Below are 21,722 nucleotides of genomic sequence, written 5' to 3'. Positions count from 1 at the left end.
CCCTCGGTTCCGCATTCGGTGCGCCGCTCGCGCCCCAGCACTGGACGCAGCCCCGTCCGGACTACACCACCGGCGCGCTACGCCTTCCGGGGGCGCGCGTGTCGGAGCAGGCGCCGGCGGCGCATGCCGTGAGCCACTGGTCGAAGTCGGCGTCGTAGCGGGTACCGATGCCGGAGTTGTAGACGGCGTATCCGCCCGCGTAGTCGCCGACCCGGAAGCGGGCGAGCATGCGCTGGATGTCCGCCGGGTGGTTCTCGAACATGTAGCGGACCGCGAGATAGCCCCAGGGGTAGGTGCGGATCACGTCGCTGTTCGCATAGGTGTTCTGGAACAGCGTGCTCAGCCGGTAGGTGTGCTTGCCCGCCTCGCCGACGGCCTGCTCGTCGGTGAGGCCCCGGTAGCCGTAGGAGACGTATTCGGCCAGACCCTCGATCCACCAGACGTCCGGCACCGACGTCTGCCGGGTGAAGTCGCCCTTCATGTCGTAGCGGGCGTCGAGGAGGTGCGTGTACTCGTGGTTGAGGTTCCAGACGCGGGCCGTGAAGCCGTCGTCGGAGGGCTTCTGGTACATGATCGAGAGGGGCTGGTCGGCGGGGTCGGCCGGGTCTCCGGTCAGGGTGATGCCGCCGTTGTCCGTGCTGACGCCGTAGATCGCCCCGGCGTAGGTCCGGTAGTCCGCGCGGCTGGCGAAGACGACGAGCTGCACCGTCGACAGGTACTGGCCCGGTATGGGGCCGTCGTCCTTGACGAGGTCGTGGAAGTACGGGTCCTGAGCGCTGAGGTTGGCGCACACGGCGTCGAGTTCGGCGGAGGTGAGCGCCTGGGCCCGGACGGTGTGGGCCGCGTCGCAGGTGTGGGTGACGGGCAGGGCCGCGTCGGTGAGCCGGGCGGGCAGGTCGCAGATGTCGTAGTACGAGCAGTCGGGGCGGTCGTAGTAGTCGGCCTGGGTCGCCACCGCGACCCACAGCCCGGCCGTGGGACCGGTGATCTTCGAGGCGTCCAGCAGGTCCTTGGCCAGCGGCTGGACCGCGGCGCGCAACGAGGCGTGCTCGACGTAACGGGCGAGGTTCATCCCGGCGTTGGAGTCCAGGTAGGCGCGGTCGGTGCCGAGCAGGTCCAGGTGCCCGAGCGCGAACCGGTGCAGGGTCCGGGCGATACCCGGGTCGGCGGTCACCGCGCTCACGTAGTCCGGGTTCCAGTTGCCGCGCCAGAGCGGGGTGTAGACGTCGTTGACGGCGGTGAGCATGCTCGGGACCGCGTCGTAGGAGCTGTCGTAGGCGTTGAGCAGGCGGCGATAGGTGTTCAGGTAGCGGGCCTGCTGGTCGGCGCTGTCGGTGAGGATGACGGCCTCGCCCAGCACGTCTCCGTTCGCCGCGGTGACGTCCCGGGAGTGCCGGTTGGCGAAGAAGGCGTCCAGGCCGCGGGTGGTGGCCCGGGCCAGAGGTGCGCCGTAGGGGCCGACGTCGGACGGGTGGTTGAACTGCACGTAGTAGCCGGCCCTCAGGAACAGGACGAGCTGCCATGCCCCGGCGGAGTTGTCGCCCCGATAGCGATGAGCCTCTCGCGTGAAGGCCTTCGCCACGGCGACCATCTTGGACTGGCGGAAGATGTCGCGGGCGTCGGTGCCGGTCACTGCGAACAGGGTGTTGACGCAGCCCGTGGTCGAGGCTTCGACGAAGGTGACGAGCGCTGAACCGGCCCTGCCTGCGAAGTCGGCCGGGGTGCACGAGACCGGCTTCGGTTCGGACCTCGGTCCGGTCGGCTTCGACGGGGGCAGTTGGGGCGTGGTGAGCGGGCGGGTCTGTACAGCCGGCCGGTCGGTGGCGGTGGCGGTCGAGCCGGTGGGCGGCGGTGCCTTCCGGGTCAGTGTCGTGGGGGCGGCACCGTGCCTTTCGGGGGGTGCCGCGAGCGCGGGCACCGACAGCACGCCCGCGAGGGTGGTGCAGACGGCGAGGGTGACGGCGGCGCGTCTGGGCAGCGCGAAGAGGCAGCGCATCTCTGTACTCCTCTGCGAAGGGATGCGCCTCGTCAAGGGTGTTGAGGCGCGTGAGGCACCATCTCAGCACCGACTGCCCCCAACAATGGAATGTGACATAGCACTGTGCGGCGGCCGGCCATAACACCCGGCCGCCCCGCTCCTTGGCTGCGTCTACACCCGGCTCCCCCGCCAGGTGCGTGCGGCCCACGCCCTCAAGTGAGGGGACCGCCCGGCAAGTTCGCGGTACGCGGAGGCGGCGGAGTGGAACAGTTCCTCCACCACATCCTCCGCAACCGCGTCGCGCCGCCAGGCCAGCACATAGCGGCACCACAGCGGCGTACCGATCAGCGGCCTGATCACCACGTCCGGGATCGGCCGCAGTGTCGCCTGCACGACGGACACCCCCAGGCCGTCGGCGATCATGCGCTGCAACTGTGCCTGGTCACCGAGGAATTCGTGTACGGCGACCGGTGAGAAGCCGGCCGCCGCGCAGGCCGTGTAGAAGACTCCCGGCCAGCCCGCTCCGTCGTCCGGTGTCAGGAACCAGGGGTCCTCGGCCAGATCGGCGAGCGAGACCTGGGCGCGGTGTCCGAGCCGATGACGGGCGGACAGCGCCACGAAGGTGGGCTCGGTGACGATTCCCCGGTGGGTCACCGTGTCCGCATGCTTCAGTTCCATGCCCGGGTAGTCCGCAGCCACGGCCACGTCCACCTCACCGTCCTCCAGGAGTTCGACGATCCGCGAGGAGGCGTAGACGGAGCTGACCGCGAGCGTGACGTCGGGCAGCCTGGCCCGGAACCGCGAGACCATCCCGGACAGCACCGGCGAGTTGGTCGCGGCGACGCGCAGGGTCCTACGGCTGCTCGTGGCACCGGCGGCCGGACAACACCCGATCGCCGCGGCGCGGGACAGGACGTCGCGGGCCTGGGCGACGACCTCGACGCCGTAGCGTGTCGGTCTGACCCCGGTCGGCCCGCGCTCGAACAGCGGCTGCCCGAAGTGGCGCTCGATCCGCCGGAGTTGGGTACTCATGGCGGGTTGCGAGTAGCCGAGGTCCAAGGCGGCGCGGCCCACGCTCCCGGCGTCCGCGATCGCACACAGGACGCGCAGATGCCGTAGCTCCAGGTCCATCGGTACGCTCCCCTGCCGCCGTGGACAGGAAGCGTTCCATCACGCCGCCCCGCACACAAGACGCAGGTCAGCCACCCTCCGAGGGAACCGACCGGCGCGCTACGTCGGTGGCGCCTGCGTTTGAGCGCTCGCACTCTCCTCGTCGGCGCCAGGAGCCGTCACGGTCTCCTCACGCTGCTTCTTCAGGGCGAGTTCCCTGGCCGTCTTCTCCGAGTGCAGCCTCATCTCCGCCTCTGTCCGAAGATCGAACACCGATGCCTCCTTTACCGTACGACGAATTTTTCTTTGCCTTTAGATTACCTTACGGATGGGGCCGAAGTCACGGTCGTCTGCGGGACGGACCGCCGGCGTCAGTCCACGGGCCACGTGTGGGCGGGTGCGTTGAGGTGCATGTAGTCCATGTATGTGGTGGTCATCCGGCGCAGCGCCTCCTGGCGGTCGCAGATGCCGGTCTTCTCCAGGTGGTGGACCGTCTCCGCCTGCCACAGGGCGCCGTTGCGGGCCGTGACGCAGCGCTGCTCGATGATGCCGAGCAGCGGTTCGCGCCAGGTCGCGTCCATGCCGGCCAGTTCGAGGCCCCGGTGGGCCAGGGGCAGCAGGCGCCGCAACACCAGTTCCGTGACCGGGACTTCACCCACGCCGGGCCAGTACAGCCGGGCGTCGATTCCGTCGCGGGCGGCGGCGTGCAGGTTCTCCTCGGCGACCGCGAAGGACATCCGCGTCCACACCGGCCGGTCCTCGTCGACCAGGGCGCGGGTGAGGCCGTAGTAGAGGGCGCCGTTGGCGATGATGTCGGCCACGGTGGGGCCTGCGGGCAGGACGCGGTTCTCGATGCGCAGATGCGGGCCGCTTTCGGTGACGGCGTACACGGGGCGGTTCCAGCGGTAGATGGTGCCGTTGTGCAGCGTCAGTTCGCCCAGTTGCGGGACGCCGCCGCCGTCGAGCGTCGCCTGCGGATCCTCCTCGTCGCACAGAGGCAGCAGCGCCGGGAAGTAGCGGACGTTCTCCTCGAAGAGGTCGAAGACGCTGGTGATCCACCGCTCGCCGAACCACACCCGGGGCCGTACACCTTGGGCCTTGATCTCCTGCGGGCGGGTGTCGGTGGCCTGCTCGAACAGGGGGATGCGGGTCTCGCGCCACAGCTCGCGGCCGAAGAGGAAGGGCGAGTTGGCGGCCAGGGCGACCTGCACGCCCGCGATCGCCTGCGCCGCGTTCCAGTAGGGCGCGAACTCCTTCGGGTCGACCTGCAGATGGAACTGGGTGCTGGTGCAGGCGGCCTCGGGGGTGATGGCGTCGGCATACATCGACAGGCGCTCCACGCCGTCCACCCGGATCCGCAGGTCCTCGCCGCGGGCCGCGAAGATCTGCTCGTTGAGCAGCTTGTACCGCGGATCGCCGGACAGGGCGGACTCGCCCACGTCCGGCTCCCCCAGCGTCGGCAGGATCCCGACCATGATCATGTGTGCGCCCACGTCGGAGGCGCGCTCCTCGGCGTGGTTGAGGGCGTCGCGGATGGCCTGCTCCCAGGCACCGGGGCCGCCCGCCGTCAGTTGCCGGGGCGGGATGTTGATCTCCAGGTTGAAGCGGCCGAGCTCGCTCGACCAGGCCGGGTCGGCGATCGCCTGGAGCACCTCGGTGTTGCGCATCGCGGGCCGCCCGTCGCCGTCCACGAGGTTGAGCTCGATCTCCAGCCCGACCTGGGGGCGCTCGCTCTCGAAGCCCGACTCCCGCAGCATCTGCGCCAGCACGTCGAGACAGAGGTGCATCTTGTCCCGGTAGCGGCGACGGTCCTCGCGCGTGAACACCAGGGCAGGTACGTCACGTCCCATCGGGCCCTCCCGAGTGCCCTCGGCGGATACCTCTCGTCCCAGCGTCCCACCTCGAGGGGGTCCGGCACAGTCGGCGACCCGCCGGTCACGGGAAGTGCCGGGCGGTACGACGGAGGGTGAATGACGCGGACCTGTGCTGAACTCGGTCGACACAGTGAGGAGCATCGCCGATGAGCAGACCGCAGTCCGAGTTCCACCGTCCCGAGGCGCCCTGGCGGCGGCCGCCCGGTGCGGCCGACGGCGTGTGGGAGCAGGTGCTGGCCGAGGATCCGCGGACCGGGGACGCCACCGTGCTGCAACGGTACGAGCCGGGCACGGACACCAGCGCCCAAGGCAGCGTCCGGCACGACTACTTCGAGGAGGTGTATCTCGTCGAGGGCTCGCTGACCGACGTGCGCCTCGGCGAGACGTTCACCGCGGGGATGTACGCGTACCGGCATCCGGGAATGGAGCACGGGCCGTGGACGAGCGGAGGAGGCGTGCTGATGCTCGTCAGGCGCGGGTTTGCCCGAGGACCTGGTGGTCTTTCGGGCTGAAAACGTTTTAGTCGCCGTCGGGGTAGACTTGCGTCGCCCATGAGGACCCTGTCGTGCCTGGTCGCACGGCTGTCACAGCGAGGGGGGGTGGACGCCATTCCGGTTCGCCCCGCCCGTATCCAGGACGTCGCAGCAGCCGCCGGAGTGTCGGTGTCGACGGTGTCGAACGTGCTGAACCGCCCGGAGCGCGTGAACGCGGCCACGGCCGAGCGGGTCCGTGACGCGGTCGCGGCGCTCGACTACGTGCCCCATCCGGGCGCCGCGGGACTGCGCACCGGCCACACGTCCTCGATCGGCCTGGTCCTGCCCGACGTGACCAACTCCTTCTACGCGCGCATCGCGCGGGGCGCCGCCGACGCCGCCTACGACCACGGCTACTCCCTCGTCCTCTGCCACAGCGGGGACGCCCCGGAGCGCGAGCAGGGCTACTTCACCATGCTCGTCGAGCAGCGCGCCGTCGGCGCCGTGGTCGTCCCGCTCAGCGCCGACCCCACCCGGCTCACACGACTGCGCGAGCGTGGCATTCCCCTCGTCCTGGCGGACCGTGCGATGCCCGCGCAGGACGGCTGCTCCGTCTCCGTCGACGACATCGCCGGCGGCCGTATCGCGGTGCAGCACCTCCTGGAGTGCGGGGCGCGCGACATCCTCGTCGTGAACGGGGAGCGGTCGATACGGCAGTGCGCCGACCGCTACCAGGGCGCCCGGCAGGCCGTGCGCACCCGGCGCGAGGCACGGCTGGGCCAGGTGGTCGCCGAGGAGATGACGGTGGCGTACGGCATGGAGATCGCTGAGGGGCTCGACGAACTGCCCGACGGGGTGTTCTGCACCAACGACTTCCTCGCCGCCGGGCTGTGCCGGGGCCTGGCCGAGCGAGGTGTGAAGGTTCCCGAGGACGTGCAGGTGGTGGGGTACGGCGACCTCGACATCGCGAGCTTCGTGGGGACGACCCTGACGACGGTCCGGCAGCCCGTCGAGGATCTCGGCCGGGCCGCCGTGGAGATGCTCCTCGACGAGGTGGAGGCCCGCGCCGAACACGCCCACGAGACAAGGGTGTTCGCGCCCGGACTGGTGCTGCGGGACTCCACACGGTCACTCACCGGCGCCTGACTCAGGGATCCGCAGCGTCACCGGCCCCATCAGCCCGGACGCCAACTGGGAGGGGAAGGCCCAGGCGGTGGGGGTGGCCTCGGCAAGGTACGGGGCCAGGGTGTTGTGGACGGTCACGTCGATCCGCACGGTGCGCCCGGCGGCACCGCGCAGCTCGAAGCGGTACGGCGCACAGAACGCCTCGCCGACCTGCTCCCCGTCGAGAAGAACGGCGACGCTTCCCCGCACCCGCCCCAGGTCGAGCACCGGGTCCGGCCCCGCGGGCACCTCCACCTCACGCGAGTAGGTCACACTGCCGCTCCAGCCGCCGAGGCCCAGCGACTGCCAGTCCCCGAGGGGCAGTGGCGCCGCCACGGTTCGGACGCGCACCGGCCCGCACCAGGCGGAGCCGCCTCGCAGCACGGCGGTAGGTTCGGTGACGACCTCGAACTCCGTTGGTTCGCGTACGGGTTGGGGCAGTGTCAGTACCTGCTCGTCGAGTGACCGTTCCGCGCCGTCCGCGGTCCTCACCCGTGCGGGCAGCGCCAGCGGCAGCTCGAGCGACACGGTCCCCGGAGGCACGGTGAAGCGGAAACGCTGTACCCGGGGGCGGACTTCGTCGGTGGACCGCAGGGGCAGGACTGCGGTGCCGAGCACGGGTCCCCCGGTCAGCCACTCCGTGTCGGGCAAGGGATGCGGTCGTACGGCGGCGTGGCAGTGCTGCAACTCCCCCCACCTGCCCTCGTGTTCGACGGTACGCCCGCGCCACTGACCCGTCTCGGCCTCCCAGCCGGCTCCGCTGACCAGCGCGGTCACACCCCCTTCCGCCACGAGGTCGACGAACACGGCATCCCGTGCACGGACGCTGTCGGCCACGACGTCGAGGACGTGATCGCCCGCCGTGAGGGTCAGTTCGTGGCGGAAGAACATCGGCACGGCGCCCCAGTCGGACTCGTAGTACTCGACCTTCTCCTGCCGGGCCACGACCGCCCCGTCGAGCAGCACGGTGACCCCGGCCGCGGCGCCCACCACGAGCACCGCCCGCTCCCCGCCGCGGGGCAGGCACAGACGGCCCCGGTAGGTGACGCCGCCGTCCGGCCGTACACCGTCCGGCAGGCACATGAACTGCGGACGCGCCGCGAACCCGTCCGGGAGAGACAGACAGAAGTAACTGCCCAAGGGCGCTTGGGCCGTGGCCGAGATCATCGAGGGGCGGTCCTCGGCGTCGGACAGTTCGTACTCCAGGACGTTGCGGGGCCGGTCGACCTCGACCCGGGCGGAGGCAAGGTATCCGCGGCCCGTGGGCAGCCTCTCGCCGTTCCACCACACCCGCTTGGCCGCCGCCGCGCCCACGTGCAGATCGGCGGGCCCGCGGTGGTCGGTCTCGACGATCGACCGGACCCGGGCGACGGTTCCGAGTCCCGGCACCGGGACCCGTACGAACTCCTCGGTCACCAGCCCCTTGTTGCCCAGCAACCCGTCCGGGTCGGGGATCCCGCGGCTCGACGAGAACAGCGCCACGGACCAGTTCTCGCCCCAGGGCACGAGGGGCTGCTCTCCGGCCAGGACCCGTGCGACGGACGTCCGGTCGAGCGGGTCGGGGGCCTTCGCGGCGGGCACCGGGGGCAGCACGCGTGCCCGGTTGCCGTACGTTGCCCGCGTCTGCTCCCAGCGTGCGTCGGGGGCGTCGCTCTCGGTCCACCGCATGGTCCAGATCTGCGGCTCCTCGACGGACGACCCGGCGGGCAGCGCGAGGTCGCCCCACGTGTTGTCCATGGTGGGCGCCAGACGGCCCTCCCAGCCGCTGGACAGGTCGATGGTGCGGGCCGGAGCGGGCGGTGGTGAGGGCCTGGGATCCACCGGGGTTCCTTCTCGCCATACGACGAGGGCGGCGGGGGCGCCTTCCAGCGGCACCTGGATGGTCGAGACGCCGTCGGTGACGGTGACGCGCGCGGCGCGCCGGGCACCGCTCGCCGGGTTCCAGACCTCGGCCTCGGCGACCGGGGCGCGCACGGTGAGGGACCTGGTGGGGGCGTAGCGGGCGGGGTCGATGTCATGGTTGCCCTCGGGCGGATGTGCGCGGGCGTCGGGGAAGGCCCCCGTCACGAGAGCGACCGCCACCTCTCCGTGCCGCCGTACGAGCAGCGGCACGTCACCGGTCGCGTACCCCGCCGGCTCCGCCACGGCCGCGGCGCCTGCCTCGGCGTCACTCACCCGCTCCAGCCCGGGATGTGCGCACAGCGCCGCCACGACGGCGTCGTCGCCGGCCAGGCCCGCCGCAGCGGTCGGCGGGCGGCCCACGGCCACCACCCGTCCGCCGGCGTCGAGCAGTTCGGTCAGCCGTCGTGCCGTGTCCTGCTCCAGGACGCTCGCCGAGGGCAGCAGCACCGCGGTGTAGGCCAGGTCCCCGACCCGTAGGGCGCCGTCGGCGGGCGTGGCCCGCTGTACCGAGGCGTCGTCGATGACGTCGTAGGAGGTGCCGTGCCGGTCGAGGGCGCCGATGTGGGGCCGCAGCCAGTTGTTGGTGCCGCACAGGTCGAGGTAGTGGCGCTGGGTCTCGTCGACGTCGGCGTGGCTCTCGCCGAGGCGGCCGTCGCCGAAGTGCTTGACGGGGGCGTCCAGCGGGATGAGGGACTGCATGGTGGTCGTGGGGTGCAGGACCGCCACGTCGGCGCTGTAGGTGCCCCAGGACAGGATCGAGCAGAGGCGGGCGACGGCCCGGGAGAAGGCCGGGTACTGCGGCCAGTAGGGCTGGCGCCAGTCGGTGGAGGGCGGCGCCCACTCGAACCAGCCGCCCGCGGTGCCGAAGTAACTGGCGTGCGGGTTGTACAGGTTGGCGCCGCTGCGCAGGAACGGCAGGAGCCAGTCGTAGGTGTCCTCGAGGGTGCCGCCCCAGCCGGAGGAGTGGAACGCCTCGATCCAGACCCGCTCGTGGCCGTAGAGGTGCGCCATGGAGGAGTGGACCTTGGCGTCGCCGTGGTGGTCGCTGCCCGCGGCGCCGTACCAGCGGTGGGTGCGGAAGTAGTCCGAGTAGATCTGGGTGGACTGGGCCGGGAAGCCGGAGCGGGCGGGGTGGCTCTGGTCGCAGCCGAGGAGCATGCCGCGTTCGTCGTGCCAGGCGGCGAGGGGTTTGAACAGGGCCTCTTCGGTGAGTTCGGCGCGGACCGCGTAGTAGTCGGCGCGGACCTTCGCGGCCCGGCCGGCGTCGGGGGTGTCGTGGAAGAGGGCCGGGAGGTGGTCGAGCAGGTCGTAGCCGCGACGGGCGAGGAACTCCTCCGGGAAGCGGCGGCTCCAGGCGTTGGTGCCGGGCAGTTCGTCCTGGAAGCTTCCGGCGACGACATTGCCCAGGTACCCGGGGACGCGCCGGTCGTACTCGTGGTGCACGGCCTCCAGGAGCAGGCGGACGGCGCCGGGGTCCAGGTAGTCGAAGGCCGTGGGGACGGCGGTGACGAGCCGCACCTCGCTGCCGTCGGCGACGGCGATCCGCGCGGTGCCGGTGACGGGAAGGCGCCGGCCCTCCGGCGAGTACGCGCCCACGAGGGTCTCCGAACTCCTCAGCGGGACGGCGCCGTTGGAGAGGGCCACCGTGCGGCAGCGCAGGGTGAGGCCGGCCGCTTCGGGATGCGAGCGGGTCACCGCGCCCTGCACATTGGCTCCGGAGAACCCGATCTGGTCGTAGAACCACAGGCGCATGCCCAGGTCCCGGGCGATCTCGCAGGCGTCAGTGAAGCGTGCCCACCATTCCTCGCCGAACCAGGTGGGTTCGTCGGCGCGGGCGCCGAAGCTGGGACCCGCCGGCGCCAGGTTGATCACCACGAGGTTGTGGACGCCGCCCTCGGCGAACCTGCGCAGCTGCCATGCGAGGCGTTCGCGGGTGACTCTCGCACCCGACCACCACCACAGCGGAGTGGGGCCGAAGTCCCTGGGCGGGTCGTCGAACAGCTGCTGCAGCGCGGAGGAGATCACGGACACGGTCCTTCCGAGTACGGCTGGGCACCCTCGCGGATCAAAACGTTTTACACGGGTCTGGTCGCCGACAACCTGGAATGTTCGCACCGGATCCCGGGCGCGGGAAGCATGTCGACACGTCTTCCTGCAAATGGACGCATGAGGGGTTGTTGGAACGTTTTTCCGACCCTATATTCACTGCACTCGGCCTCAGAGCCGCCACGTCCCTCTCCGCTCGGCCCATCCCCAGACGACGGAGTCGCATCATGGTCCGAACCCCGACCGCTCCCGAACGCTCGGAACAGCCCATCCCCTGGCGGCTGTGGAAGGTGGCGGCCCTGTCGGGCATGGCCTCCTACCTCGACGCCGCTCTGATCGTCAGCATCGCCGTCAACCTGGCCATCTACCGCGACAGTTACGACATGGGCGTGTGGATGGCGGGCGCGATCAGCGCGATCGTCACCGGCTGCATCGCGGTCGGCTCCCTGGTCGGCGGGCGGCTCGCCGACATGTTCGGGCGCCGCCGTGTCTACAACTGGGACATCTTCTGCTTCACGCTCGGCGCGATCGTCATCACCCTGGCGCCGAACGACATCGTGCTCTTCATCGGCGTGCTCGTGGCGGGCCTTGCGGCCGGTGCCGACCTGCCGACCTCCCTGGCCGTGGTCTCGGACGCGGCGCCCGCCGACGGCCGGGCGCGTCTGGTGTCCTTCACCCAGGTCATGTGGACGGCGGGCATCGTCGTCGTCATCTTCCTGAGCTACCTCCTGTCGCACACGGGCATGACCGGGGCGCGGATCATCACCGGCCATCTGGCCGTCGCCGCGTTCCTCACCTGGCAGTTCCGCGCCCGGCTGAAGCTGGCCGACGAACCCTCGGACGCAGAGCTGGCGCAAGAGGCGGCCGCGCTGGAGGCGCCGCGCGGCATCGACCTGAAGAACCTCCTGAACCGTGCCGCGCTGCTGCCGATGGTCGCGACCTTCGCCTACTACGTCACCTGGGGCATCGGAGCCAACACCTTCGGCCAGTTCGGCACCTATCTGCTGGTCACCGTCAGCGGTGCCTCGCAGAGCCTGGCCACCGGGATCAACCTCGCCTTCCTCCCGGTCGCGCTGGTGCTGACCTTCGTGTTCGTGCGGATCGCCGACACTCCCCTGCGCGACCGGCTGTTCTACGTGTTCACCGTCGTGCAGATCATCGCCTTCTGCATCGCCTCCCTCACCGCCGGCGCCCTGCTCGGGATGCTGGTCTTCTTCGTGCTCTACCAGATCTCCTATCCCTTCGCGGGGGAGGCCAACTACAAGGTGTGGTCGCAGCTCACCCTGCCCCCGGACACCCGCGGCACCACCCAGGGCCTCACCTACGCCCTGGCGCGCGGGGTCTTCGCGGGCATCGCGTTCGTCACGCCCGCCCTGATGGAGTACAGCGCCTCCGTGCTGCTCTGGTCGATCACGCTCTGCATGGCGTTGTCGGCGGTGGCAGGCGTGTACATCATCCGTGTCCTCGTCCGGCGCTCCCCCGGCGCCGCCACGGCTCCGGCGGACCTGGGAGTGGCCCGGGCGTAGAACGGGCCCGGGCACCCCCTGACCTCAGACCGTGACCTCCGAAGGAGCTGCTCCACGCCATGGCAACCGCCGAACACCTCATGTCCCTGAAGGAGTTGCTGCCGCCGGTGCACCGACGCCGTACCCGTGTCGGCCTGGTCTCCGGCGGGCTCGGCACCTACTGGCCGCAGTTCCCCGGTCTGCTGCCGCAGTTGAAGGAGTCGGCCGCCTACCTGGCCGAGCGGCTCGGGCAGCTGGACGCGGAGGTCACGGACGTCGGCTTCATCTCCGACGCGCAGGAGGGCGCCCTCGCCGCCGAGGAGCTGCGCCGGGCCGACTGCGACCTGATCGTGCTGTTCCTGACGACGTATCTGACCTCGTCGATGGTGCTGCCGATCGCCCGGCGCTCGCACACCCCCGTGCTGGTCGTCGACCTCCAGCCGTCCGAGCGGATGGACCACGCCACCTTCGACACGGGCGCCTGGCTGGCGTACTGCGCGCAGTGCTCGGTACCGGAGGTCGGCAATGTCTTCCGCCGGGCCGGCATCCCGTTCCGGTCGGTGTCGGGCTGGCTGCGCCAGGAGTCCGCCTGGCGGCGCATCGAGCAGTGGATCCGTGCGGCCCGGGTCCGCGCGGCGCTGCGGCACGCCCGGCACGGCCTGATGGGGCATCTGTACCCGGGCATGCTGGACGTGTCGACCGATCTGACCCTGCTGCCCGTGACCTTCGGCTCGCATGTGGAGGTACTGGAGTTCGACGACCTGCGGCACCGGGTGGAGCGGGTGACCGAGGCGGAGACCCGCGACCGCATGGCGCTGGCCCGCCAGGTCTTCACCCTCGACGACAGCGTGGCGGACGAGGACTTCGCATGGGGTGCGAAGGTGTCCCTGGCGCTGGACCGGTTGGTCGAGGATTTCGGCCTCGACACGCTCGCCTACTACCACCGCGGTCTCGACGGCGAGCTGCACGAGCGGCTCGGCGCGGGCATGATCCTGGGCGCCTCCCTGCTCACCGCCCGCGGCGTGCCCGCGGCCGGCGAGTACGAACTGCGCACCAGCGTCGCTCAGTTGGCCTCGCAGAGCGTCGGCGCCGGCGGCTCCTTCACCGAGATCCAGGCCCTCGACTTCCAGGACGGCGTGGTGGAGATGGGCCATGACGGGCCCGCCCACCTCGCCGTCAGCGCCCGGGATCCGCTGCTGCGCGGTCTCGGCGTCTACCACGGCAAGCGCGGCTGGGGCGTCAGCGTGGAGTTCGACGTCCGGCCCGGCCCGGTCACCCTCCTGGGTCTGGGCCAGGACGCCGACGGCAGCCTGTCGTTCGTCACCTCCGAGGGCACCGTCGTGCCCGGTCCGCTGCTGGAGATCGGCAACACCACCAGCCGTGTCGACTTCGGCCGTGACCCCGGCGAATGGGTCGACGCCTGGAGCGCGACGGGCGTCGGCCACCACTGGTCCCTCGCCGTCGGCAGCCACAGCGCCGATTTCCGGGCCGCGGCGAGCCTGCTGGACATCGACCACCGGGAGGTGTGAGCTCTCCTCCCGCGCGCCCTCGTTCACTCCGGTGCATTGCGCCGTGAGCCTGATCCGTGCGCGTTCCACGGCAAGGCGTCACGCAACCACGCCGTTAGGCCGGGAAGGTGGGCAGTCCGACGTCGTTCGCCACCGCGACGTCCCACCGTCTCGAGGAGAGCTTCTTGCGCCTGCACCCTGTCGCGGCTGCCCTGACCTCGGCCGTGCTGCTGGCCTCGCCGCTCCCGGCGGCGTCCGCCGCCCCGGCCACGGCCGAGCCCGCACGCGCCACGGACGATCCCGCCGGATACGTCAACCCGTTCGTCGGCACCGCTCCGGGAGGCACCGACTTCGGCCACGGCGGAGGCGCCGGGAACACGTTCCCCGGCGCCTCGGCGGCGTTGGGCGGGATCCAGTGGAGCCCCGACACGGTCACCCGCCAGCACGGCGGGTACGCGTACAAGGACAACCGGATCCGTGGCTTCAGCCTCACCCACATCTCCGGCGCGGGCTGCAGCGACTACGGCAACGTGCCGTTCATGCCGCTCACCGGCCGCCCGGACCCGGACCCCGCCGCGCGGCACGCCACGTTCTCCCACACCAACGAGGAGGCCTCGCCGGGCAGTTACGGGGTCCGGTTCGACAACGGCATCCGTACGCAGATCTCCGTCACCCAGCGCTCCGGCATCGCGCGCTTCACCTATCCGGCCGGCGACGCGCGGCCCGCCGGGCTGACGGTGGACGCGGGACGGGCCTTCAACAAGGCCACCGGGAAGATCAGCATCGGGTCGCGGACCCTGTCCGGCTACACCGACAGCGGCGGCTTCTGCCACTCCTCGAACCGCTACCGGCTCTACTTCCACGTCGTCTTCGACCGCCCCTTCGCGCACGCCGAGCCGCTGGACGGGAAGACCTCCGGGGCGTACGTCTCCTTCGCGCCCGGGACCCGGACGGTGACCGCGCGGGTCGGTGTGTCCTTCGTGGACGTCGCCGCCGCCCGCCGCAATGTCGCCGTGGAGCAGGGCAAGCGCTCCTACGACCAGCTGCACAGCGCCGCCCGTGACCGCTGGAACGAGTGGCTGGGCAGGATCGCCGTGCGCGGCGGCACCGAGACCCAGCGCCGGGTGTTCTACACCGCGCTGTACCACGCGCTGCTGCACCCCAGCGTCTTCAGCGACACCGACGGCCGCTACCGGGGCATGGACGGCAAGGTCCACCGCACCCGGCCCGGTCATGTGCAGTACGCGGACTTCTCCGGCTGGGACGTCTACCGTTCGCAGGGCCAGCTGCTGGCTCTGATCGCGCCGCACGAGGCGTCCGACATCGCCCAGTCGATCCTCAACCAAGGCCGCCAGGCAGGGTATTTCGACCGCTGGACGGTGGCCAACGGCGGCACCCGCGTCATGGTCGGCGACCCGCTGCCGGCCATGGCCGCCTCCATCCACGCCTTCGGCGGCACCGACTTCGACGCCCGGGGGCTGCTGCGCGCGGCCGTCGCGGGCCGGCAGGACGACCGGCAGCGGCCGGGGCACCAGCAGTACGACACCCTGGGCTACATCCCCGCCGGCACCAAGGGCGTCTGGGGCAGCGCGGCCACCACCCTGGAGTACGCCATCGCCGACGCCGCGCTGGCCCACCTGGCCGGACGCCTCGGCGACACGAGGACCCAGGCGGTCCTCACCCGCGCCGCCGGCAACTGGCGCAATCTGTTCAACCCGGTGAGCGGCTACATCCAGCCCCGCAACGCCGACGGAAGCTGGCCGTCCTTCTCCCCCACCCAGCACGGGGAGTACGTCGAGGGCAACGCCGCGCAGTACACCTGGCTGGTGCCGCACGACCTGCCCGGCCTGTTCACCGCCATGGGCGGCACCGCCGCGGCCGCCTCGCGGCTCGACACCTTCTTCACCCAGCTCAACGCGGGCGCCGACAAGCCGTACGCCTATCTCGGCAACGAACCGTCCTTCAACATCCCCTGGGCGTACGACTACGCGGGCCGTCCCGACCGCACGGAGGACATCGTGCGGCGGGCCCTCACCACTCTCTTCACCGACCGCCCCGACGGTCTTGTCGGCAACGACGACCTGGGCGAGATGTCGTCGTGGGCGGTATGGGCCTGTCTCGGCATGTACCCCCAGGTCCCGGGAAGCGCCCAACTCGCCCTGGCGGGCCCACTGTTCCCGTCCGCCACCGTGCACCGCGGCAACGGGGTCACCCTCTCCCTCCTCGCCCCGGACGCCTCGGCCACGAACGCCCATGTCCGGTCCCTGAGGCTGAACGGCCTCCCCGTCAACGGCCCCTTCCTTCCGGAAGCGGTGCTGACCTCGGGCGGTGTGCTCCACTACGGGATGACGTCCTGACCTCTTCGGTGTGGGCGAGCAGGTCGCCCAGGCACAGGTGGGCGATGCGCCGTGAGCCTCCCTCGGCCAGGGCCCAGCCGTAGCAGTGGCCCGCGGTGACGATGCCGAGCCCGATACTCGCGGTAAGCGGCCGCTCCAGGGGGGTGGAAGGCGTGCGCGGCGAGCACGGGGACACCGAAGCGGGCGAGGCGGAGCGGGTGCCGCCGCCGATCGCGTCGGCCGCTTCCAGCACCGTGACCCGCAGGGGGCCGGCCCGGGCCAGGGCGACGGCGGCGGCCAGACCGCTGGGCCCGGCACCGGCGACGGTCACGGTACTCAGCCCGACTCCTTTCGTTCGACCTGTCGCACATCGTTCGAAACCTCTTGACGCTCCATACGACGCCGATTGAAACTCTCGCAACACGACGTCACCTCCACGTAACACCAGGCCCTCGGCGCATGCGCTGTCGGCCCGCTCCCGCTTGCCCGCACCCCCGCCCTTCCCCCCATCAGCCGTGTCTCAGCAGGGAATCCCGACATGACGCACAGCGCACGACTTCGCGGCCGCGTGAGACGCCTGGCGGGCCATCTCGCCGGACTGACCGCCGCCGCGATGCTCCTGACCCTCGCCGGTCCCGCCCTCCCCGCGCAGGCGGCACAGACGCAAGCCTCCGACCTCTCGGACGGTCTCGCCCTCTGGTACAAACTCGACGGCGGATCCGGGACCACCGTGAGCGACGCCTCCGGCAACGGCCGCGACGGCACGGTGAGCGGCACCGCCGACTGGTCGGCATCCGGTCAGGGGCTCGCCTTCAACGGCTCCGACACCTACATCAAGGTGCCGGACGACGTCATGAAGGGCATGGACTCGATCACCGTCTCCCTGGACGTGCTCCTCGACTCCGCGCAGAGCACCCCGTACTTCCTCTACGGCTTCGGCAACTCCAGCGGCGGCAACGGCAACGGCTACCTGTTCACGACCGGCAACTCACTGCGCACCTCGGTGGCGACCGGCAACTGGTCCACGGAACAGACCACGAAGCCGTCCGACTCCCACAACCTCACCCGCGGGGTCTGGAAGCACCTCGCCTACACCCAGACCGGCACCACCGGCGTGCTCTACGAGGACGGCGTCGAGGTGGCCCGCAACACGGCGGTGACGATCACCCCCGGCACGATCGGCTCCGGCACCACCACCGCCAACTACATAGGCAAGTCCGTGTACTCCGGCGACAAGCTCTTCAAGGGCCGCATCCGCGACTTCCGCGTATACGACCGAGCACTGGCCGGCTCGGAGGTCGAGCAACTCGCCCTCCCCGTCGACACACAGGGGGTCGCCGACGACAGGGCGGCCCTGAGCCTCGGTGACACCAGCGCCGTCACCGCCGACCTGGACCTGCCGAAGACCGGTACGGCGGGCGGCTCCACGATCAGCTGGGCCAGCGACAACACCGCGGTCGTCTCGGACTCCGGCAAGGTGACCCGCCCGGCCGCCGGTGCACCGGACGGCCACGCCACGCTGACGGCCACCCTGAAGAAGGGCACGGTCACCGACACCCGCACCTTCGAGGTGACGGTCCTGCCCGACTTCGACGACGGCACCGCCACCCAGCAGGCGGCCGACGCGCTGACCGTCCACAACCTCGACGACGTCCGTGGCAACCTCACCCTCCCGACGAGCGGTCCGTACGCCACGCAGGTCGCCTGGTCCTCCGCGAACCCGGACGTCGTCTCCGCCGACGGTGTGGTCCACCGCCCCGCGCACGGCGACGGCGCCACCACCGTCGAACTGACCGCCACCGTCACCAAGGGCGGGGCGACCGCCACCCGCACCTTCACCGCGCATGTGCCCGAACTGCCCGCCGAGGCGGCCCTCAAGGGCTATATGTTCAGCTACTTCACCGGCGAGGGCACCGCGGACGGTGAGCAGATCTACAACGCCCTCAGCAAGGGCAACGACCCGCTGCACTGGCGGGAGTTGAACGACGGCAAGCCCGTCCTCACCTCCACGCTCGGCGAGAAGGGCCTGCGCGACCCGTTCATCATCCGCTCCCCCGAGGGCGACAAGTTCTACCAGATCGCCACCGACCTCAGGATCTACGGCAACGGCGACTGGGACGCCGCCCAGCGCACCGGCAGCAAGTCCATCATGATCTGGGAGTCCACCGACCTGGTGCACTGGACGAACCAGCGGCTGGTGAAGATCTCCCCCGACAGCGCGGGCAACACCTGGGCGCCGGAGGCCTTCTACGACGCGAAACGCGGCGAGTACGTGGTCTTCTGGGCGTCGAAGCTCTACGACAACGCCGAGCACAGCGGCGACACGTACAACCGCATGATGTACGCCACGACCCGCGACTTCTACACCTTCAGCGAGCCCAAGGTGTGGATCGACCGCGGCTACTCGGTCATCGACTCCACGATGATCCAGCACGACGGGACGTACTACCGCCTGTCCAAGGACGAGCGGAACAACACCTCCTCCACCCCCAACAGCAAGTTCATCTTCGAGGAGAAGAGCGACTCCATCCTGGGCTCCTGGGACCCGGTCGCCGAGGGCATCGGCAAGGGCACGATGAGCGCGGCCGAGGGTCCGCTGGTGTTCAAGTCCAACACCGAGGACAAGTGGTACGCCTTCCTCGACGAGTTCGGCGGCCGCGGCTACCTCCCGTTCGAGACGACGGACCCGGCCTCCGGCAACTGGACCCCGTCCACCGGCTACGACCTGCCGGCGAGGCCCCGCCACGGCACCGTCCTGCCCGTCACCCAGGCCGAGTACGACCGACTGCTGCGCGCCTACCAGCCCGACCAGCTGGTGGAGAGCGTCGAGGGGGTGAAGGTGAAGACGAAGACCGGCCAGGCGCCGGTCCTGCCGGCCACCGTGATCGCGAAGTACGCCGACGGAGTCGACCGGCCGGTCGCCGTCGCCTGGGACGACGTCCCCGCCTCGGCCTACGCGAACCCCGGGACCTTCACCGTGACCGGCAGCCTGCCGGACGGCGCCGCCCTCCCCGTCCAGGCCGAGGTCACGGTGTCGGAGGAGGGCGCCGACGTCCCGGCCGATCTGCTGCTGCACTACGACTTCGACGAGACGGGCGGCAACATCGCCCACGACTCCAGCGGACACGGCTACCACGGCACCTATGTCCACACGCCCGACTTCGGCACGGGTGTACGGGGCGGCTCGTTCAAGATGTCGGGCGACGCGTCGAGTTCACCGTATGTGAAGATCCCGAACGGGGTGCTGAAGAACGCCGACAGCGTGACCGTGTCGACGTACGCGAAGTGGAAGGGCGGCAGCAGCTTCCAGTGGCTGTTCGGGCTCGGCCCGGACAACAACAGGTACCTCTTCGCCACCCCCTCCAACGGCGGCTCCAGCCTCTACTCGGCGATCACCAAGGCCAGTTGGTCGGCGGAGTCGAAGCTGACGGCCGGCTCGCAGCTCACGCCCGGCGAGTGGCGGCACGTCACCGTGACCCTCGACGGCTCGACCGGCACGATGGTCCTCTACGTCGACGGCATCGAGGCGGCCCGCACCACGACCACCATCAAGCCGTCCGAGCTGTACGACGCGAACAAGGACTACAGCGGCTACATCGGCCGGTCCCTGTACTCGGCCGACCCGTACTTCGGCGGCGAGGTCGACGACTTCCGCATCTACGACCGGGCCCTGTCGGCCACGGAGGTCATGGAGCTCAGCGGCAACACGGCGGGCATCGCGAAGGCCTCGCACCCTGATCTGAAGGTCGCCGCCATCGTCGACAACGCGGACAGCAAGATCACGCTGCCGATGAAGGAAGGCACCGATCTCACCTCACTGGCACCGGAGTTCACCCTGGCGCACGGCGCGGCGATCAGCCCCGCCTCCGGCAGCGTCCAGGACTTCAGCAAGCCGGTGACGTACGAGGTGACGGGCTCCGACGGCAAGAAGCGCACCTGGACGGTGTCAGCCGTCGTGATGAAGAGCCCGGTGCTGCCGGGCCTGAACGCCGATCCGAACATCGTGCGCTTCGGTGACACCTTCTACATCTACCCGACCACCGACGGCTTCGACGGCTGGAGCGGTACGCAGTTCAAGGCGTACTCCTCGACCGACCTGGTCCACTGGAAGGACCACGGTGTCATCCTCGACCTCGGCCCGGACGTCTCCTGGGCCGACAGCAGGGCCTGGGCGCCGACCATCGCCGAGAAGGACGGGAAGTACTACTTCTACTTCTGCGCCGACGCGAACATCGGCGTCGCGGTCTCCGACTCTCCGACGGGCCCGTTCAAGGACGCGCTGGGCAAGCCGCTCCTGAAGGCGGGTCAGTTCAGCGGGCAGATGATCGACCCCGCGGTCTTCACCGACGACGACGGCCAGTCGTATCTGTACTTCGGCAACGGCCATGCGTATGTCGTCCCGCTGGGCGCCGACATGACCTCCATCGACACCTCGAAGGTCAAGGACATCACCCCGAGCGGCTACAACGAGGGCTCCTTCGTCATCAAGCGCAAGGGCACCTACTACTTCATGTGGTCGGAGAACGACACCCGGGACGAGAACTACCGGGTCGCCTACGCCACCGGCCCCTCCCCCACCGGCCCCTGGACCAAGCGGGGCGTGATCCTCTCGAAGGACCTCTCCCAGGGCATCAAGGGCACCGGCCACCACAGCGTCGTGCACGTCCCGAACACCGACGACTGGTACATCGCCTACCACCGCTTCGCCATCCCCGGCGGAGACGGCACCCACCGTGAAACCACCATCGACAAGATGGAGTTCGACTCCGACGGACTCCTCAAGAAGGTCGTCCCGACGCTCACGAGCATCGACCCCGTGACCATCGTGCACGCGGGCCCGGACGCCACCGGCACCGAGGGCGACGCCGTCCCGCTGGCCGGCACCATCTCCGGTGCGGGCACACCCAAGTGGACGGTGGAGAACGGCGCACCCTGCACGGTCGCGGACCCGGGCTCGGCCCGCACCACGGTCACTTGCACCGACAACGGCACCTTCAAGCTCACCCTGAGCGGTGGCCGCAGCATCGACACCACGACGGTCACGGTCTCCAACGCCGCCCCGTCGATCACCTCGGCGACAGGCCCGGCGACCCCGACTCCAGTCGGGAAACCGGTGGTCGTCACCGCTTCCTTCACCGATCCGGGCACCTCCGACAGCCACTCCTGCACCATCGACTGGCAGGACGGCACCAAACCGACATCGGGCCGGATCACCGCCTCCGGCGACACCTGCCGCGCCGAGCGCCTCTACGCCACGGCAGGCATCCACCGCCCGGTGATCACCGTCTCGGACGACGACGGGGGTACGGACAGCAGGACGCTCCCCGAAGTGATCGTCTACGACCGCGGCGCCGGTCCGGCGTTCGGCGCCGGCACGATCACCTCACCGGCCGGCGCCTTCCCGGCCAGGCCGGGACTGACCGGCAAGGCGGCGTTCTCCTTCGACGCCCGCTACCGAAAGGGGGCCACCGCCCCCACCGGTGAGGCCGTGTTCGTCTTCGGCGCCGCCAAGCTCACCTTCCGCTCCACGGGCTCCGACTGGCTGGTGATCACCGGCTCCCGGGCCGTCTACCAGGGCTCCGGCACGGTCGACGGCCACGGCGGCTACGCGTTCCGCGTCACCGCCACCGACGGCCCGGACACGTACCGCATCAGGATCTGGAAGAAGTCCACCGGCGACGTCGTCTACGACAACCGGGACGGTACGAGGACCACCGGCACCGTCAGGATCGGAGAGCACCGGCACCAGTTGTACTGACCCGCAGGGTTGTTGACGCGGGTGATGGGCGGCCGGCCGCTCAGGCGAAGGCCCGCCCGTCGCCATCC

General features: G+C 70.5%; 12 protein-coding genes. 6 read left to right on the top strand and 6 right to left on the bottom strand.

Translation table 11 applies throughout. From position 1 onward, the window contains the following. Positions 1 to 61: 61 nt before the first annotated feature. From ACIBW9_RS09915 to ACIBW9_RS09900, 4 genes are all read right to left on the bottom strand, one after another. Complete coding sequence (locus ACIBW9_RS09915; protein WP_398953103.1) at positions 62 to 1,996, bottom strand: collagenase; 1,935 nt, start codon at positions 1,994 to 1,996, stop codon at positions 62 to 64. A gap of 153 nt (positions 1,997 to 2,149) precedes the next feature. Next, a complete protein-coding gene (locus tag ACIBW9_RS09910; RefSeq protein ID WP_398953101.1) occupies positions 2,150 to 3,109 on the bottom strand; it encodes a LysR family transcriptional regulator in 960 nt (319 codons plus the stop codon). A gap of 99 nt (positions 3,110 to 3,208) precedes the next feature. Further along, complete coding sequence (locus tag ACIBW9_RS09905; protein ID WP_398953099.1) at positions 3,209 to 3,361, bottom strand: hypothetical protein; 153 nt, start codon at positions 3,359 to 3,361, stop codon at positions 3,209 to 3,211. Positions 3,362 to 3,459: 98 nt separating this feature from the next. Beyond that, complete coding sequence (locus tag ACIBW9_RS09900; RefSeq protein WP_398953097.1) at positions 3,460 to 4,938, bottom strand: glutamate--cysteine ligase; 1,479 nt, start codon at positions 4,936 to 4,938, stop codon at positions 3,460 to 3,462. Between the two features lie 170 nt (positions 4,939 to 5,108). Here ACIBW9_RS09900 and ACIBW9_RS09895 point away from each other — a divergent pair, with 170 nt between their 5' ends. Beyond that, the gene (locus tag ACIBW9_RS09895) at positions 5,109 to 5,474 is read left to right on the top strand and encodes a cupin domain-containing protein (RefSeq protein ID WP_398953095.1); all 366 of its coding nucleotides are present in this window, start codon (positions 5,109 to 5,111) and stop codon (positions 5,472 to 5,474) included. Positions 5,475 to 5,561: 87 nt separating this feature from the next. Further along, a complete protein-coding gene (locus ACIBW9_RS09890; RefSeq protein WP_398953959.1) occupies positions 5,562 to 6,581 on the top strand; it encodes a LacI family DNA-binding transcriptional regulator in 1,020 nt (339 codons plus the stop codon). Here the strand turns inward: ACIBW9_RS09890 and ACIBW9_RS09885 are convergent. Beyond that, entirely contained in the window at positions 6,564 to 10,526 is a 3,963-nt protein-coding gene (locus tag ACIBW9_RS09885; protein ID WP_398953093.1) for a glycosyl hydrolase, read from the bottom strand. The genes ACIBW9_RS09890 and ACIBW9_RS09885 overlap by 18 nt on opposite strands. Positions 10,527 to 10,774: 248 nt before the next feature. Between ACIBW9_RS09885 and ACIBW9_RS09880 the strand changes: the two genes are divergently transcribed. The 3 genes from ACIBW9_RS09880 to ACIBW9_RS09870 all read left to right on the top strand — a co-directional run bounded on the left by ACIBW9_RS09880 (position 10,775) and on the right by ACIBW9_RS09870 (position 15,917). Further along, a complete protein-coding gene (locus ACIBW9_RS09880; RefSeq protein ID WP_398953091.1) occupies positions 10,775 to 12,073 on the top strand; it encodes an MFS transporter in 1,299 nt (432 codons plus the stop codon). Between the two features lie 59 nt (positions 12,074 to 12,132). Further along, positions 12,133 to 13,581, top strand: coding sequence for an arabinose isomerase (locus ACIBW9_RS09875; RefSeq protein WP_398953089.1), 1,449 nt, complete (start codon positions 12,133 to 12,135; stop codon positions 13,579 to 13,581). A 164-nt stretch (positions 13,582 to 13,745) separates the two neighbouring features. Beyond that, complete coding sequence (locus tag ACIBW9_RS09870) at positions 13,746 to 15,917, top strand: GH92 family glycosyl hydrolase (RefSeq protein WP_398953087.1); 2,172 nt, start codon at positions 13,746 to 13,748, stop codon at positions 15,915 to 15,917. Here ACIBW9_RS09870 and ACIBW9_RS09865 read toward each other — a convergent pair. Continuing rightward, positions 15,847 to 16,227, bottom strand: a complete 381-nt coding sequence (locus tag ACIBW9_RS09865; RefSeq protein ID WP_398953085.1) for an FAD-dependent oxidoreductase — start codon at positions 16,225 to 16,227, stop codon at positions 15,847 to 15,849. The genes ACIBW9_RS09870 and ACIBW9_RS09865 overlap by 71 nt on opposite strands. Before the next feature lie 207 nt (positions 16,228 to 16,434). On the opposite strand from ACIBW9_RS09865, the gene ACIBW9_RS09860 reads away from it, so the two are divergent. Beyond that, positions 16,435 to 21,654 (top strand): family 43 glycosylhydrolase, encoded by a 5,220-nt coding sequence (locus ACIBW9_RS09860; RefSeq protein WP_398953083.1) that lies wholly within the window; start codon positions 16,435 to 16,437, stop codon positions 21,652 to 21,654. Positions 21,655 to 21,722: the final 68 nt, after the last annotated feature.

Source organism: Streptomyces sp. NPDC049541 (assembly GCF_044465725.1).
Taxonomy (GTDB): domain Bacteria; phylum Actinomycetota; class Actinomycetes; order Streptomycetales; family Streptomycetaceae; genus Streptomyces.
The sequence above is the reverse complement of the archived record's forward strand: the minus strand, read 5'-3'. Positions and strand labels throughout refer to the sequence as shown.

Bases quoted from the DNA above. Each gene is read 5' to 3' on its own strand.
- ACIBW9_RS09915 (WP_398953103.1), bottom strand. From the start codon at position 1,996: ATGCGCTGCCTCTTCGCGCTGCCCAGACGCGCCGCCGTCACCCTCGCC.
- ACIBW9_RS09910 (WP_398953101.1), bottom strand. From the start codon at position 3,109: ATGGACCTGGAGCTACGGCATCTGCGCGTCCTGTGTGCGATCGCGGAC.
- ACIBW9_RS09900 (WP_398953097.1), bottom strand. From the start codon at position 4,938: ATGGGACGTGACGTACCTGCCCTGGTGTTCACGCGCGAGGACCGTCGC.
- ACIBW9_RS09895 (WP_398953095.1), top strand. From the start codon at position 5,109: ATGAGCAGACCGCAGTCCGAGTTCCACCGTCCCGAGGCGCCCTGGCGG.
- ACIBW9_RS09880 (WP_398953091.1), top strand. From the start codon at position 10,775: ATGGTCCGAACCCCGACCGCTCCCGAACGCTCGGAACAGCCCATCCCC.
- ACIBW9_RS09875 (WP_398953089.1), top strand. From the start codon at position 12,133: ATGGCAACCGCCGAACACCTCATGTCCCTGAAGGAGTTGCTGCCGCCG.
- ACIBW9_RS09860 (WP_398953083.1), top strand. From the start codon at position 16,435: ATGACGCACAGCGCACGACTTCGCGGCCGCGTGAGACGCCTGGCGGGC.